Annotated in this window: 15 protein-coding genes and 2 tRNA genes; 8 read left to right on the forward strand and 9 right to left on the reverse strand. The window is 43.0% G+C overall.

Annotated features, from left to right (window positions below; all coding sequences use genetic code 11):
* Window positions 1-198: 198 nt before the first annotated feature.
* From ABD960_RS09400 to ABD960_RS09410, 3 genes are all read right to left on the reverse strand, one after another.
* The gene (locus ABD960_RS09400) at window positions 199-1,452 is read right to left on the reverse strand and encodes a site-specific integrase (RefSeq protein WP_345330896.1); all 1,254 of its coding nucleotides are present in this window, start codon (window positions 1,450-1,452) and stop codon (window positions 199-201) included.
* A 247-nt stretch (window positions 1,453-1,699) separates the two neighbouring features.
* A tRNA-Ser gene (locus ABD960_RS09405) sits at window positions 1,700-1,789 on the reverse strand.
* A gap of 81 nt (window positions 1,790-1,870) precedes the next feature.
* On the reverse strand, window positions 1,871-3,934 hold the full coding sequence (locus tag ABD960_RS09410; RefSeq protein WP_345330898.1) for an HD family phosphohydrolase: 2,064 nt from the start codon (window positions 3,932-3,934) through the stop codon (window positions 1,871-1,873).
* A 116-nt stretch (window positions 3,935-4,050) separates the two neighbouring features.
* On the opposite strand from ABD960_RS09410, the gene ABD960_RS09415 reads away from it, so the two are divergent.
* The 8 genes from ABD960_RS09415 (at window position 4,051) to ABD960_RS09450 (ending at window position 9,960) form a co-directional block, all read left to right on the forward strand.
* Window positions 4,051-4,908 carry an SPFH domain-containing protein gene (locus ABD960_RS09415; protein WP_345330900.1) on the forward strand — a complete coding sequence of 286 codons (858 nt, stop codon included), beginning with the start codon at window positions 4,051-4,053 and terminating at the stop codon, window positions 4,906-4,908.
* Between the two features lie 11 nt (window positions 4,909-4,919).
* Window positions 4,920-5,438 (forward strand): hypothetical protein, encoded by a 519-nt coding sequence (locus ABD960_RS09420; RefSeq protein WP_345330902.1) that lies wholly within the window; start codon window positions 4,920-4,922, stop codon window positions 5,436-5,438.
* Between the two features lie 9 nt (window positions 5,439-5,447).
* Window positions 5,448-5,618: a type II toxin-antitoxin system antitoxin gene (locus ABD960_RS09425; protein ID WP_232175658.1), complete on the forward strand. Its 171-nt coding sequence runs from the start codon at window positions 5,448-5,450 to the stop codon at window positions 5,616-5,618.
* Between the two features lie 61 nt (window positions 5,619-5,679).
* Window positions 5,680-6,597, forward strand: a complete 918-nt coding sequence (locus ABD960_RS09430; RefSeq protein ID WP_345330903.1) for a hypothetical protein — start codon at window positions 5,680-5,682, stop codon at window positions 6,595-6,597.
* A 112-nt stretch (window positions 6,598-6,709) separates the two neighbouring features.
* Window positions 6,710-8,221 carry a POT-type proton-dependent oligopeptide transporter gene (locus tag ABD960_RS09435; RefSeq protein ID WP_345330904.1) on the forward strand — a complete coding sequence of 504 codons (1,512 nt, stop codon included), beginning with the start codon at window positions 6,710-6,712 and terminating at the stop codon, window positions 8,219-8,221.
* A gap of 50 nt (window positions 8,222-8,271) precedes the next feature.
* Complete coding sequence (locus tag ABD960_RS09440; protein ID WP_345330905.1) at window positions 8,272-9,003, forward strand: polyprenol monophosphomannose synthase; 732 nt, start codon at window positions 8,272-8,274, stop codon at window positions 9,001-9,003.
* A 67-nt stretch (window positions 9,004-9,070) separates the two neighbouring features.
* Window positions 9,071-9,649, forward strand: coding sequence for a chemotaxis protein CheB (locus tag ABD960_RS09445; RefSeq protein WP_345330906.1), 579 nt, complete (start codon window positions 9,071-9,073; stop codon window positions 9,647-9,649).
* Window positions 9,650-9,886: 237 nt separating this feature from the next.
* Window positions 9,887-9,960, forward strand: a tRNA-Pro gene (locus ABD960_RS09450).
* Window positions 9,961-10,114: 154 nt separating this feature from the next.
* Here the strand turns inward: ABD960_RS09450 and ABD960_RS09455 are convergent.
* The 6 genes from ABD960_RS09455 to ABD960_RS09480 form a co-directional block, all read right to left on the reverse strand.
* Complete coding sequence (locus tag ABD960_RS09455; RefSeq protein WP_345330907.1) at window positions 10,115-11,818, reverse strand: GH39 family glycosyl hydrolase; 1,704 nt, start codon at window positions 11,816-11,818, stop codon at window positions 10,115-10,117.
* Window positions 11,819-11,947: 129 nt separating this feature from the next.
* Window positions 11,948-12,310 carry a DUF2200 domain-containing protein gene (locus tag ABD960_RS09460; RefSeq protein WP_345330908.1) on the reverse strand — a complete coding sequence of 121 codons (363 nt, stop codon included), beginning with the start codon at window positions 12,308-12,310 and terminating at the stop codon, window positions 11,948-11,950.
* Between the two features lie 28 nt (window positions 12,311-12,338).
* Window positions 12,339-13,250 carry a helix-turn-helix domain-containing protein gene (locus tag ABD960_RS09465; protein WP_345330909.1) on the reverse strand — a complete coding sequence of 304 codons (912 nt, stop codon included), beginning with the start codon at window positions 13,248-13,250 and terminating at the stop codon, window positions 12,339-12,341.
* Window positions 13,251-13,324: 74 nt separating this feature from the next.
* Window positions 13,325-14,143: an SDR family oxidoreductase gene (locus tag ABD960_RS09470; RefSeq protein WP_345330910.1), complete on the reverse strand. Its 819-nt coding sequence runs from the start codon at window positions 14,141-14,143 to the stop codon at window positions 13,325-13,327.
* 168 nt (window positions 14,144-14,311) lie between these two features.
* Entirely contained in the window at window positions 14,312-15,202 is an 891-nt protein-coding gene (locus ABD960_RS09475) for an NmrA family NAD(P)-binding protein (protein WP_345330911.1), read from the reverse strand.
* Window positions 15,203-15,226: 24 nt separating this feature from the next.
* Window positions 15,227-16,291: an alkene reductase gene (locus tag ABD960_RS09480; RefSeq protein ID WP_345330912.1), complete on the reverse strand. Its 1,065-nt coding sequence runs from the start codon at window positions 16,289-16,291 to the stop codon at window positions 15,227-15,229.
* Window positions 16,292-16,351 lie beyond the last annotated feature (60 nt).

Here is a 16,351-nt window from a genome sequence, read left to right on the forward strand (position 1 = left end):
TCTTAAGTATTTGGATTTGATGCTTCAACTTAACCACCACTTCACACAATAACCTGCTCAAAGAAGCCCGGAATCATATGGTCAACGGCTCCATATTCTCCACTACAATACGTGAACAGAAAACGGACAAGGAATTTTCACAGAAAGCCAAGATGCCGTTTTCTGTATAATCACGCAGTATATCTAAGTGCATCAAACTTACATTTTGATTATTTCCGCCTCCGATATAAAATTATTTTCCTGTAAATGTTCCCGAAGTTTGGCCATATCCTGAGAAACTTTCAGACCGGAAACTTTTGCGTAGTGGAGCGTTTGCCGCAAACTCTTATGACCCATCATTTCCTTAATTGACTCCAGCGGCACGTTATTAGCCAGCGTGACGCTGGTACCGAACGTATGTCTCGCGACATGCGTTTTCAATTCCTTCTCGATACCACACAAATCCCCTATTTCCTTTAAATACGCGTTATATTTCTGGTTACTCAAAACCGGCAAAAGCTGATCTTTACCAAGGCATTCAGGATCTTGCTCATATTTTTTAAGTATCTTCATAGTGATCGGTAGCAACGGTATAAACGAAGGCGTACCGGTCTTTTGTCTTCCTTTGTATATCCTCAACTGGCTATCTATGCCAATACTTACTTCCGACTTCTTCAACTGCTTAACATCTGCAAACGCGAGTCCTGTAAAACAACAAAAAATAAAAACATCCCGTACACGCGCCAGCCTCTGATTAACAAACACCTTTTCCGCTATTGCCTGGATCTCTTCTTTAACCAGGAACGTTGTTTGAACTTCTTCCCGTGACAGATCGAATTTTACAAAGGGATCAACTTTCAGCCAGCCATTATCCACGCAGGTAATAACGATCTTCTTCATATTGGCGATATTTTTAAGCGCTGAATTGTGCTTTAAGTTCTTTTCTACTCGTAACCAGTTATAGAATTTCTTTACAAACTCGAGGTTTAATGAAATGATGTTTATTTCATCTGTCCCATACTCTTTGTTGAGAAAGGTTCCCAAATGCCGGTAACTGGTATTAAAATTTGTCCACGTCCCCTTCGCCACGCCCTTCCCTATCAACTTCTCCAATTCCTCATTGTGCTTTTTGAACAGCGCCATCAGGCCACGCCTGCGCTGGGCCGCGCCACTTACAATCTCGATAACTGCTTCTGCAGTGAGCATTTGTCCGGTTTCAAGGAGTTTCTGCCTGGCAGCATACACATTGGCTTGTACAACATCCAAAAATTCGTTTAAGGTTCTAGCATCTTCTTTCGAGCCGAGCGCCCGGTTGGCTTTAGGGTTCCACCTGGAAGATGGCCAGGATCGCTTCACGGACATCTCTCTTGCTACCCCGTCGACGGTTACACGCAGGATAATGTACTGCAGATTTGACGCTTCATTTCTTTGTTTCCTTAAGTAAAATAAAATACCAAAGCTTTTCTCTAACATAATTGCACACCTCTTTAAGTTAATAAATATCGAAATGCGGCTAATTAAATTCAAGATGTACACTCTGATAACAGGTTAAACATCAGATGCTTATGCCCGTTTCAGTGTGACTTTTTCTGAAAAAAAAGTCACACTATAAGTCACACTTTTTTTTTGCGAATTGCTATATATTTTGCGTCTTTCCGGAAAATAAAAAAGCCTGTAATCGTATGATTTACAGGCTTTTGACGCTTTTTGACTTCTAATCTGGCGGTGAGGGAGGGATTCGAACCCTCGGTACAGTTTCCCGTACGTCAGTTTAGCAAACTGATCCTTTCGGCCTCTCAGGCACCTCACCTTTTTTTAAGTACGCCTCATTTTTTTGAGGTCTGCAAATATAGTAAAAGTGCATACCTGTCAAAAAAAAAAGTGAGGTTTTTTAATATTCTATCCGCACGTGGTAAATACTCATCAGCATTCGTTTAAATATCGTTTTGATGGTTTCGATGTCTTTTAGCGTTATGTTGCTGTCTTTCAACTGATCCTGATCTAATTTATATTTTACAATGCGATCAACCAGGTCACTGATCGATTTTTGATTAGGCTCCTTCAATGAGCGTGAAGCCGCCTCAACCGAGTCGGCCAGCATTAAAACACCGGTCTCCTTAGAGAAAGGTATAGGCCCCGGATAGCGAAAAATGTTCTCGTCAATGAATTTTTCCGGAAAATTTTTCAAAAATGACTGGTAAAAATAGTCAACACGCGTATTGCCATGGTGTGTACGTATAAAGTCGGTCACAATATCCGGCAGGTTTGCCCGCCGTGCCATCTCAATACCTTTGCTTACATGGCGAATAATAATCTGAGCGCTCTCCTCATATGGCAGTTTATCGTGCGGATTAAAGGACGATGTTTGGTTCTCGATGAAAAATAGCGGGTTTTCTATTTTACCGATATCGTGATAAAGCGCACCGGCTCTAACCAATAAGGCGTTGCCCCCTATCGCGTAAATTGCGTTTTCTGCAAGGTTAGCCACTTGCAACGAATGCTGAAAGGTGCCTGGCGCCGTGAAAGCCATTTCGCGCAATAATGGCGAATTGGTATTAGTAAGTTCAATCAGCGTAATATCTGACGTAAGCGCGAAAAGCTTCTCGAAAGCATAGATTAGCGGATATGCCAGCAGCGTAAGCAACACACTTACCGTAAACGGTATAAAATCCAGCCATTCAATGGATGCCAGGCTCCCCTGCCTGATAAATGAAATACCGAGAAACGCGACAAGATAGGTAGCCGTGATGATTAATGCCGAAGTGAGAAATTGCTCGCGGCGTATCAGGTTTTTTATGGTATAGATAGCCACCATACCCGCGGTAATTTGGTAATACGCAAATTCGAAACTGTTGGGCACAAAAAAGCCGGCTATCAGCACCACTAATAAATGTATGTAAAGCGCCAAACGGGTATCAAATAATATCCTAATAATAATTGGCACTATACAGTAAGGTATATAATATAAGGTTGGTATTTGCAGCATTATGGCTACAGAAAGCGTAGCTAACATAGCCGTAACTACCATCAATATCAGGCCCACTAAACGGTTATCATTATATATATCACGCCTGAACAGATACAGAAACACGATGAGCAGTGTTATGGCAAGGCCAACCAGCAAAAACCGGCCAAATAACACCAGGTTTCCGTTTCCATCAATACGCGCATTGTCTTCAAACGCTTTTTTGTATGATTGCAGTTTTTGAAAAACATCATCATTTACCGTTGCGCCTTTAGCAACAATAGTTTCTCCTATTTGTACCATTCCCCGGGTAAGCGAAAGGTTGTCTAACGCTTCTTTTTCGAGCTTGGCGGTAAAGCTTTCGTCAAAGGTGAGATTCACCAGCAGGCGGTCGCTTATCAAGTCTAACAAAAACGCCTTGTCCATGTCTTTACGGGCGTTTAGCTGCTGTTCGCAATAGTTTAGAGCCCGGTCACGCGTGAACAGATCATTTATATTGCGCTCGGTTGATACATTATTATTTAGTACAGTGATATTTAAGGCTTCTGCTCGCTGATGTTTTTGATTAACCTTTATAACACCCCTACTGTACACTTCGTTTAAAAGGTTTGCCCCTACGGCTTGATACTTTTCCTGCTGGTTTTCAGGCAGCCCGGCGGTATGCCATTTTATCCCCAGGTCATTCCTGAACCCTTCAATCTGCTGCTTACCCATATCACGGTCAAACCGGTAAACGGGCGTTACGCTTGCCAGCGCGGTTTTACGGTCGCTCTCAATTTCCTGCGGCGTTTTCAGGATAGCGAAACTATACGGAGACACCAGGTCTTTTTGATTCCATACCTTGCCCTTTTCAAACTCATATCTAAATTGCGCTTGCTTGGGTAAAGCAGCAACAATGAGGCATATACTGCCCAGTATCATTAAAAATTTAATGTTACGTGCATATTTACGCAGCAAAGCTTTGCGCCGGGATGTAGAAATTTGAACCATTTGCTATGTTAACCTCTCAAAAATAATATAAGTTTCTGTGTTGCGTACTTTTTCTTGCATTTGTAAAAAGTTATTTGATATCTTTATGATATCATTTTAAAATCAAAACCAAAATCATGGAAAACGAAAAAATCATCAACCCGCCGTCCGGATACGCTACCTTCGCGATGTTTTTAATATTGATTGCCGCGTCGGGTATATTAATATGGCAGGGTATGCCGATAATCGCCGTTATTATATTCATACTCAACTTTTCGCTTGTTCTGCCCGGACTGGTAATTGTTAACCCTAACGAATCTAAAGTATTAACCCTGTTTGGTAAGTATACCGGCACGGTTAAAAAAGACGGCTTTTTCTGGGTTAATCCCTTCACTGTTAAAAAGAAGGTGTCGTTAAGAGCTTTTAATCTGAACGGACAGCAACTTAAGGTAAACGACAAGGTGGGCAATCCCATTGAAATTGCCGCAGTAATAGTTTGGCGCGTTAAGGATACGGCAGCAGCGGTATTTTCGGTTGAAAATTACATTCAATACGTTAACATCCAGAGCGAGGCCGCCGTACGCCACTTAGCCAACTCGTTCGCTTACGATCATTTTGAAGATGAGGACGCATCAGTTACGCTGCGCGACGGCGCCGAACATGTAAGTATATTACTCGAAAAGGAATTAAATGACAGGCTTGCCCGTGCGGGTATCGAAGTGCTGGAAGCGCGTATCTCACACCTGGCTTACGCTCCTGAAATTGCGAACGCCATGCTCCAGCGCCAGCAGGCTACAGCTATTATAGCAGCGCGTAAGCAAATTGTTGAAGGTGCAGTCGGCATGGTTGAGATGGCGCTTGATAAGCTATCTGCAAAAAATATAGTCGAACTGGACGAAGAGCGCAAGGCCGCTATGGTGAGTAACCTGCTTGTAGTGCTTTGCGGTGAGCGGAATGTGGCGCCGGTAGTTAACACGGGCACTCTTTACCATTAATACACATTGTTATGCTTTCAGCCTTTAATAATCGCAACGTAAGTAAACTATACCTGCAGCGCCATGGTTGGGTAAAGCCTGAATATGAGTTAAGGGACGACCTGCATAGCTACGGTAAGCTTACTTTTAAAACGGTTTCCTTAAAAAACAGGGGTATGGCCGAACTTGCCGGTTCGGTTTTGAACTTTAAATTTTCGGACACATGGAAACGCGAGATCAGTGTTACCGATGAAAATGAGAATTTAATCGGCACGCTAAAGAGTAAAACATTCAGCTTTACATCAACCTTTACCTTGACAGATGGCACGCAGTACATTTTAAAGCGGACGTCATTCTGGAAAGCTTCTTACGAGTGGGAAAACAGCACCAACGGGCGTTTGATTACGATCAAATTAAACCCCTTTTCAAGTACCGACGAGGTTTTTATCGAACAAAGCACAGTTCCGCTTCATATATTTCCACTTTTGACGTTTGTGGGGTTTTATCTTATAATATCAAGGCAACGGCAGGCTGCGGCAGCCGGAGTATAGAATAAGTTTATGGCCGAAAAAAAAGCTTTTATATTGCGCATCAATCCTGAAATGCTGAAGGAGGTTGAAAATTGGGCTGCCGAAGAATTCAGAAGCACTAATGGCCAGATTGAATACCTGCTGCAACAGGCACTTAACGCGCGCAAAAAAACCAAAAAGAAAAAAGATCCGTTACAATAAGATAATCGACAGCAAACCGCTCATTTTAAAAAGCGGTTTGCTGATTTGCGTTGAATTATAAATGAAGAAACACATACTCGCGCTATTATTTTTTTTACAGACGACCGCGATGCTCATGGCGCAGGACACGCGCAGCATTAAACAATTTAATGCCCTCCGCGACAGCCTGACCCACTTGGGGGCTAAGTTTATAAATGACCCTGACGATATGGAGCGCAAAAACGCCAACTACCAGTTTATACGCACTCTGGTTAGCACGCTTAAGTTGCCCGGCTCTTTCAATTATTCGTTTGATAGTGTTAAGTCAATCAGTGTTTTAAACGCCCCGGATAATCGGTTCCGCATTTTTACCTGGCACGTAATAAACGTGGATGGCAGCTACCGGTTTTACGGTGCGGTACAAATGAACACCGGTGGCGCGCTTAAACTTTTTCCGCTTGAGGATTACTCCCCTTTGTTGAAAAATCCGGAAGATTCCGTTACCGATAACCGCAAATGGTACGGCGCGCAGTATTACAAAATTGTATCTGTAAAAAACAGCACTACCCCCTACTACGTCTTGCTGGGTTGGAAAGGGCACACAGTAAAATCCACCAAAAAAGTGATTGATGCCATATCATTCAACAGAAACGGACAGCCCCTGTTTGGCGCCGACGTTTTTGTGGGTAACGGCAAAAAAACACGTAAGCGCGTTGTGTTTGAATATTCGCGCCAGGCATCAATGCTGTTACGCTATGTACCCGATGATAATATAATTGTTTTTGACCACCTCTCACCACCGGATAAAAGCTCATCTGGAAAACCCGAAACGTTTGGGCCGGACCTAAGTTATGATGGCTATCGCCTCAGCAATGGAAAATGGCAGTTTGTTGAAAACCTGGATATGCGCAACATCGCTACTGCTCAGGATCAAAACGAATATATCGACCCAAAGAAGCAAGCTATTAAAGACAGGCAGCAAGTACCCTCTCGACATTAGTATCAGAATATTGATACGAAGCGGAATTTTAATGCCCGGAGTGTAACACTTTCAAGATTTAATTTTGATTTCGGGGATTTATACTAATTTCGCAAAACCTCATAAAATTTAAATGGCAGAAACATTAACCCCAGCTTCTACCCCGAAGGGTAAGATACCCCGCAGTATTCCTTTTATTATAGGTAACGAATTTTCAGAGCGCTTCAGCTTTTACGGCATGCGCAGTATACTGGCAATATTTTTAGTAAACCAGTTTTTTAATCCCAACCATATACCGGCATTAACCACACAAGCCGAAGCGCAATCGAATTATTATAACCACCTTTTTTCAACACTGGTATACTTTACGCCACTTCTCGGCGCAATATTGGCCGACTGGTTTTTTGGCAAATACCGGGTAATTTTAATGGGCTCTATCATTTATACCTTCGGGCACTTCCTGCTGTCGATTTTTGACAGCTCACTGGATGGCTTCATTGCAGGCCTAGTAGTGATAGCAATAGCGGCTGGTGGTATAAAATCGTGCGTATCTGCTAACGTTGGTGATCAGTTTGATCATAACAACCAGCACCTGATGAGCAAGATTTACAGCTGGTTTTACTTCAGTATAAACGCCGGTTCAACGGTGAGTATATTACTTATCCCCTATTTATATGAGCATTTTGGCGCTTCTGTGGCGTTTGGTGTACCGGGTATACTAATGGCTTTGGCTACTATTATATTCTTTTCGGGCCGCAAAATGTATGTAAAAGTTCCGCCAAGCGGCATCCGTAAGGAAAACTTTATCACCATCAGTTTATACACATTAAAAGCTAAATTCAGCAATAAAGACAAAACCAAAAAGGCCTGGAATGTAACTGAAGCCAAGTATGGAAAAGCAAAAACCGACGCCGTAAAATCAGTTTGGAATGTAATGGCGGTTTTCGCATTCATCCCCATCTTCTGGGCAATGTGGGACATGAACAGTGCAGAATGGGCCCTGCAAGCCGCAAAGCTTGACCTTGATTTGGGCATCTTCGGTTTACGCATTCTGCCATCGCAAGTTCAGTTTGTAAACGCTTTGTTCCTGCTGATTTTGATACCGGTGTTCAATTACGGCGTTTATCCGTTAGTTGAAAAATTAGGCGTAAAGCTTACGCCGCTCAAAAAAATTGGCGCAGGCTTATTTGTTACCGGCTTAAGCTTTGTAATTATAGCATTGGTTCAGGTTAACCTTCAAAACGGCGAACAGCCTTCTATATGGTGGCAAATACTGGCTTTCATCATCCTGTCGGCCGGTGAGGTAATGGTATCTATCACAGGCTTGGAATACGCGTACACACAATCTCCCCCATCAATGAAAAGCACCATGACCGGCATATGGTACCTGACTTATTCAGTTGGTACTTTCTTTACCACGCTGATAAATAAAAACATCTCTGAAAAAGGTTTCTTCGCTTATTTTGAGGGCGATAAATACTTTTGGCTGTTTGTGGGCATTATCGGTGGTTTCTTTGTGCTCTTTTTGTTTGTGAGCCCGCACATTAAGGAGCGCAGCTACCTTGCGGATGAAACGCTTGCTGGCGCCTTGGATATAAAAGGAGATAAAACACAGGAAATTCATCCGGATAACCCGATTGTTTAAAAAAATTGTTTGCTTTGCATACTTTTTTAAAACGATAGCGTTTACGAGTAGTGCCTGATAGTATTGTAATAATTCCTACGTATAACGAAAGGGAAAATATTGAGCGGATGGTTCGCAAAGTATTTTCCCTTCCGCATGATTTCCATATCCTTATCGTTGACGATGGCTCGCCCGATGGCACCCAACAGATAGTTGAAAATCTGCAACTTAAATATACCGACCGTCTTTTTATGGAGAAACGTGCCGGGAAGCAAGGTTTAGGTACCGCCTATATCCATGGTTTTAAGTGGTGCATAGCACGGCATTACGATTTCATTTTTGAAATGGATGCCGATTTCTCACATAATCCAGACGATTTATTAAAGCTACGCCAGGCATGTATTGAAGGCGCCGACGCATCCGTTGGCTCCCGTTACATAAAAGGAGTTAACGTAGTAAACTGGCCCATGAGCCGTGTATTGATGAGCTACTTCGCGTCCGTTTACGTACGTATGATAACCGGCCTGGATATACAGGATTTTACCGCTGGGTTTATGTGCTATAAACGCAAGGTGCTCGAAACCGTACAGCTCGATAAAATAAAATTCGTAGGCTACGCCTTCCAGATCGAGATGAAATACACAGCTATTAAACATGGCTTTAAAGTAGTTGAAGTGCCGATTATTTTTACAGATCGCACGGCTGGGGAATCAAAAATGTCAACACGTATATTCCGCGAAGCATTTTTAGGCGTTATACAGATGCGTATAAACAGTATATTCCGCAAGTATCCTGAAGGCTGATAAGCAAACCTTTTCCTGATTATTTCATTACACTTATATATTGCCATAAAAGCAATATGCAAACGCTATGGAATATAACTTCTACGTAATAGGTATCGGACTTTCGGCGGGCGGTATTGACCCGCTCAAGGATATAATTGCCAACCTGCCGGCTGATATAAATGCGGCTATAGTTGTGTTAAGCCATGTACCTATCAATTCGCCGAGCAAACTCGATAGCATACTAAAACCGTCTACACGGTTACGCGTGGTTACGGTTGAAGATAGCACCGAGTTACAAGCCGGGCATTTATATGTAATGGCAGCGGGTAAACAACTCAGTTTAAACAACGGCGCGCTTATAACAAGTGCGCGCAGTCCGCAGCAAAAGATTAACCGTACAATTGATCATCTTTTCATATCGATGGCGCGCGACGCTAAAGATAAATCCTTAGGCATCATACTCTCCGGTGCGGGGTACGACGGTATTGAAGGCGCCAAGCAAATTGAGGCTTGTAAAGGTTTAATTATTGTGCAGGCTCCGGAGACGGCTCAATTCCCGCTAATGCCGTCGGCCTTGATAGCTAACGACCACCCGGACTATATACTCACACCGACGGATATAGTTGAAAAGGTGGTTAAACATGTGAATTCAGTTAATAATTAAATCAGCGGAAAAATTAATAAGTTGATTGTCTGAACAGTATGATCAATTCAACATAAATTAAGCTATGAGGTATTGCAAATAGCGATTAAAACTTTACTTTTGCCTGCGCTTTAACAGAAACGGATAGCCGATTAAATAAAGCGAAGTACTTTAAAATAGCGAAGGTTAAAACAGTATTAAAATACTTTAATTTTTTTTTGCGAATACGCTTTAAAAACTTACCTTTGCAAACCCATTCGGGATGTAGCGTAGCCCGGTATCGCGCCACATTTGGGATGTGGAGGCCGCAGGTTCGAATCCTGCCATCCCGACAACAAGCGATACCAAACAAGTATCAAAACCCTGTATACAAAATATACGGGGTTTTTTGTTTTGTTTCAGAATGACCGGACATTTGATACCTCGTATTGTCATTACGCTTTTTAACCGATCACGTGCTAACTTATTTTTGATTGCTCAAGTACTTTACCACTTGAGCAAAACCAGCGCAACTGCATGGCGTTGTAACTTCACATCCAGGCTTACACTACCTGCTTTGGGTTCGATTTTTCTTGATGACACACAACTTAACTGCCCTGCCTTTTCCAATTCGCTTATTTGCGCCGCGGTAGGTTGCTGAGGCGACCCCATCTTTTTCCAAACCTCGTATGCATTACTGTTATTTTTGTCGATCATGTAAATATTCAGATTGACCTTCTTAGCCGTTAACCCGGCAATTTTAAGTGCAACGGTTTCATCGGGAGCCGGTTTATCGTCATCGTGGTAATTCCACACCATAACACTTGCCGATCTTTCACTTGTCACGGCCAATCCACCAATGTCAGACAAAGCGCCATGAACGCTGTTTTTCACAATGCTATCCAATGCAACCATCCGGTTAGCCCGTACCTGTATGCGATTACCCTTCATCATGCCCAGCATTCTGAAAACGTTTAATACCGGCTTATCTACACCGTTTGTAGCCAAATCTCTAAATCCGTAAAACCATGGCTGCCCCTCAAATTCAAAAGACCAGCTTACCACGCCTAATAAGTTAGCTTTTTTTCGGGTTGCCACCTCATATTTACGGGCAAACGAAGCCGCGGTATAGCTGGAATACATTACTCCGTTACGATAAGCATTCTCCGGGTTGGTAGCCATACCACAGGCCGCGCAGCCTTCCGGGTCAGACTCGCCGACAATCAGCGGCAAATCCCGCGTTTGTTTGTACAATTGTGCGATTTCTATCCCGGTGCGAATGTCCTGTAGCTGTGGTGCCATATCCATTCGAATAAAGCCATCAACGAGCCTTGGCCATCCCTTTGCATGAAACAGAACCGCATCCAGCGGCGAACCTACCCTGCCGGTCGCGTAATTTTTGCCGCTAATACAATGCTCGATAAATTCACGCGTCCATTCTATCGCGCCTTTGGTTCTTGTTCCGGCAATATTAATGCCGCCAATTCTGGCAGTTGGTAATGCCTTTTTCAACCCATCAGCAGCATAGTCATATAACTTAAAGAACTCTTCTCTCGTGCCTTTCCAATAAGCGCCGTTCGGCTCATTCCATACTTCCCAATACCAGCTTTCAACTTCCTTTTGCCCATAGCGTTCAACAGAGTGCCTTACCCACTGATACACCAGTTCACGCCATTTATCGTAATCCGCAGGCGGGTAAGCCCAACCGGTGATAATATCGTTATAAGGATCGCCCGGCTTCCAGTGGTGGCGATAGGGCTCAGGGTGAGTAGACAGCGCCTGCGGCATAAAGCCTATTTGCGCCAGCGGTTTCATACCGCGTTTTACATAAGTATCAAAGATACTATCAATTATTGCCCAATTATAAACCGGCTTCCCGTTAGTATCCTCTGTGTAAGCATTAGTTGATCCCCATTTGAGCGCCGCCGTACCATCACCCGTTACCAATAAACTATGTGTGCGCACATAAACCGGTGCAGGGCTCAGTTTTGATATTTCGGTAAGCAGCTTTTTACCGTCCTTCATATAGGTATAATTCGGTTCATCGTAACCAAACCATGCCCAGATGGGTTTCATCGGTTCAATAACCTGATTGAGGTCGACACTTATCTCGGGCTTTTGCGCAAAAGCATTACCAAACGAAAAAAGGCCTAACAACAGAAAACTACTTACGCGCTTAGCGCATGCGGAAAGGCTTGAATAATTGAGCATATGTCTACAATTAGATAGAGCAAAATACATATATAATCCATATAATATTCTATTAATTGTTAATTGTACAACAAAAAAAGCAGCCCGTAACAGCTGCTAAGTTTAGTATCGGCTGACTTTAGATTTCAATTATTTACGCAGTATTTTATCCATGGATTTGCCCTTGGCAAGTTCATCAACCAGTTTATCCAGGTACCGTACTTTTTGTGTAAGCGGATTTTCAATCTCTTCTACCCGGTAACCGCAAATCAGCCCTGTAATTGTTGATGCTTTGGGATTAAGTGTAGCCTGTCCAAAGAAATCTTCAAAGTTCAACTTCGCATCAATCAGCTCTTGTATTTTGTCCGTATTAAATCCGGTAAGCCAGGTAATCACCTCGTGTAACTCATCCACCGTACGGCCCTTTTTCACAACTTTTGTAACGTAATGCGGGTATACCGATGAAAATGTCAAGGTAGCTATACGCTCATCGTGACTTTTGGTATTTGCCATGATTTATAATTTTTGTCAGCAATGTAGATTAATTTCCGTTACGAAACTCAACGGGCGTTTTGCCTGTCTTTTGTTTAAATAGCTTGTTAAAATACTGCGGATACTCAAACCCTAACCCATAGGCAATTTCGCTTACAGACTTATCGGTACTAAGCAGAATGTTCTTAGCCTCATCAATCAAATAATAATGGATATGGTCCTGCGCGTTTTTACCCGTTTCCTTTTTTAACAGGTCGCTTAAATAACCCGGCGACAGGTTTACCTTGTCTGCCAGGCTTTTAACTGTCGGTAATCCCCGCTCAGCTAGTTTACCTGTGGCAAAGTATTGCGCAAGTATATTTTCTACCTGGCCTACTACCGAACTGTTTACGCTTTTACGGGTAATAAATTGCCGGGCATAAAAACGCGTACAATAGTTGAGCAACAATTCAATGTTTGATACGATGATATCCTGAGTATGAATATCTATATTCTCTTGCAGTTCACCATCAAGTTTTTGTACGCAATCGTAAAAAATCTGTTTTTCCTTTTCTGACATGTGCAACGCCTCTGATGTTTCGTAAGAGAAAAAACTGTAATCTTTAATCTTATGCTGCAAAGATGTATTTCGGATCAGATCGGGATGGAAAAACACACCCCAGCCCTCTTTCTCGGTGCAATCGCCAAGGTCATATTTTAATTCCAGTACCTGATTGGGTGCTATGCACATCAGGCTGCCATTATTAAAGTCGATAACCTTACGGCCATACCTTACATTATTACCATCATACCGCTTAAACATCAGGCAATAATAATCTCCGGATATACGGGTATTCTCAGCCACCTGCTCATCGGCATTACCAAAATCAATAACCGCCACAAGCGGATGCTTAAGTGTTTGCTCCAGGTTGAAAAACCTGTAAACATCAGCAATCTCAGAAAAGTGAAGAGAAACGCTCATACTGTTATGATTGACAAGTGAATAAATGTAAAACAAAAAAGCAAAACAAGGGCTTAAATTTAAGCCCTGTTTTGTTAGTCGAGCTTGAATTGTGATTTGATGCCCTTGAAAAATGAAGCATCATCCGCCTCTTTGCGTTGGGCTACAATTGCTTTTGCATCTTCTCCGGCAGTGTAGCGTAAAGTGTTTGTACCATCTGTAGCGGCCTGGTAAATTACATCAGCCACCACACTTGCCGGCGAAGCGTTTTCAAAAAATGCAGGCATTCCCTCGTTCACTTTCTCTACTATGCCCTGATATTCGGTAAGCGACTCATCGTTACTGAAGTCGAGCGAACGGCCTGAAAAATCTGTAGCTATGGCGCCGGGTTGAACAAGTTTTATAGTAGCACCAAATTGTTCAAACTCATAGCTCAGCGCCTCAGATATACCTTCAACGGCGAACTTAGTACCATGGTAAAGCGTACCCAACGGGAATGCCATTTTACCGCCGATAGACGATATATTAATTACTATACCGCTTTTATTTGCGCGAAAATGTGGTAATATGGCCCGGGTAACATCCATTAGGCCGATAACATTTGTGTTAAACTGCTTAATAATATTGTCTCGCGAAAAAGCTTCCAACGGACCGAAAGCACCGTAACCGGCATTGTTCACCAAAACATCTATTTTGCCGAATTTCTCGATGCCTGCAGCTATTGCCTGATTTATGCTTTCTAGGTCAAGTACATCCAGTTTAGCCAGTAATACGTTATCCAGACCGGCCAGCTCTGTTTCTTTTTCCGGAGTCCGCATCGTCGCGATAACATTCCAGCCTTTGTCAAAAAACAGCTTGGCTGTTGCTTTACCTATACCGCTGCTTGCACCGGTAACTAAAATTGTGTTTTTCATGTTTACTTTTTTTATAATGTAAAGGTCATGGTTAATTCCATGCTACAGATAACACAAATTGAGGCAGATTGTATACTTATTACGGTTTTTTGTTTTTTTAATAAAAAACGGGTTAGGTAACAATACCTCCCGTTTTTTTTTAGACTATATATGCTATGATGAATTTCTTCAGGCTTGATAATATTTCTGCTTAAACTCCTCAGCAAATTGTGTTAATTTAATTTTACCGGTTGCTTCGCCGTCTGCCTCAAGAAAGTCTTTCATAACAATGCCCGATCTTACTCCCTGGCCCAGCTCTGTAATTAAACCGGCCAGTTCAAGCGGCATTCCGCCAGAAAGCATACCTTGTTTCAATTGCTCATCGGGGATTTCTGTCCAGGTTAAATCCGGCTTACCTATGGCCTGCCCCAACCCTTCGGCTATCTTTTTTCCGGTTGAAACGTCACTCACCAGGTATTTCACCTCAAAACCACTACCGGGGTTTTGCAATTCCTCAGCAATTGCCGATGAGAGATCGTCCTGGTGCGTTAGCGCCAGCAAATCATCGCCGCTATAATTATTTCCAAACAGATTTCTGCTTTTGATTAAAGGTATATCCCTAAAAAAGTTAACCATAAAAAACCCTGAACGTAACACGGTTACATTTATGCCTGATAATTGCTCGCGAAATATTTGCTCTACACGATGCACCCCGCCTACCGGCCCGGTCCCCGCGCTGGCTTCAGCGCCAACACTGCTCAATAATACCACCCGCTTAACTCCGGCAGCTCTTATGGCATTTGCGTAGGCTTGCCCCGCCCGGGCAATGTTCTCAATCATATTTTCCGGGCCCATTGATGGTGGCAACATGGCGTAGACCGCATCCGCGCCCGTAAATGCTTCATTAAGAAAAGCCTCATCACTCACCGAACCGATGGCTGCTTTGGCGCCAAGTGCCTCTATATCCTGTTTGCGGTCATCTTTCGTGCTGATAACGGTTACCTGGTGTCCGGCTGCAATTAATTTTTCCACTAAGGGTTTGGCCACATTACCTAACGAGCCTGTTGTTGTAATTTTCATGTTTTTATATTGTATGGTAAATACTTAATTTGAAACCGGGTAATCGGTGTAACCTGCTTCACCGGGTGTATAAAGGGTGCTGTAATCAGGTTCGTTTAAGGGTGCGTTTTTTTCTACTCTCCTTACAAAATCAGGGTTGGCCAAAAAGCTACGTCCGAAGGCAATCAAATCCGCTGACCCCTCCTGCAATTTTGCCTCGGCCGTTTCGGCTGTAAAGCCATTGCAATAAATTATCGTGTTTGAGAAAGCCTCGCGGATAGCCCTGTGGGTTTCTTCAGGAATATCCGGATTGTTGGAAATATGCAGATAATCAATACCTAAACGCCCAACCTGTTCAACGAGATGTGTATAGGTTTGATGCACCACGTTTGTATCGTAAGCCGGCATGCCATTGGATTTTAGATAGGGTGAAATACGAAGCCCCACTTTTTCAGCACCGATTGCATCGGCAATTTGTTCCACAATTTCCAGAATCAAACGGCTTCGATTTTCAACCGAGCCGCCATAATTATCTGTACGGTTGTTTACATGCGGATTCAATGCTTGCTCCAGCAGGTAACCATGTGCGCCATGTAATTCTATACCATCAAAGCCGGCTTTTAAGGCATTCTTAGCAGCCTTAACATGATCTTTTATAATACGCGCTATGCCTTGTTCTGTTAAAGCGGTGGGCTGTGAAAACTCAAACATCCCTTTGTCTGTATAAATTTCTCCATCAGCCTTTATATCCGACATGCCCACCACCTGATTGCCCTTTGGCAGATTTGTACTATGCGCTACCCTACCGGTGTGCATTATCTGCAAAAATATTTTGGAGTTGCCTTCGTGTACGGCGTGGGTAACTAGCTTCCAGCCTTCAACTTGCTCATCGGTAAAAATTCCGGGTATGCGTGGGTAACCCAATCCATCCGGGCTTGGCGATGTACCCTCGGTAATAATCAGTCCGGCTCCTGAACGTTGTTTGTAATAAGTGGCCATTAACTCATTAGCCACATTATTAATTGCCCGGCTACGGGTCATGGGTGCCATCACAACATGGTTTTTTAGTTGCAGTGCGCCTTTGCTATGGGGCTCAAATAATTTTTTCATTTTGCAGTATGTTATTGTTTACATAGCAAAGTTGAAGCTTATTAAAGCCTGATAATAGCG

Origin of the sequence: Mucilaginibacter defluvii (genome assembly GCF_039543225.1) — a bacterium.
Taxonomy (GTDB): Bacteria; Bacteroidota; Bacteroidia; order Sphingobacteriales; family Sphingobacteriaceae; genus Mucilaginibacter; species Mucilaginibacter defluvii.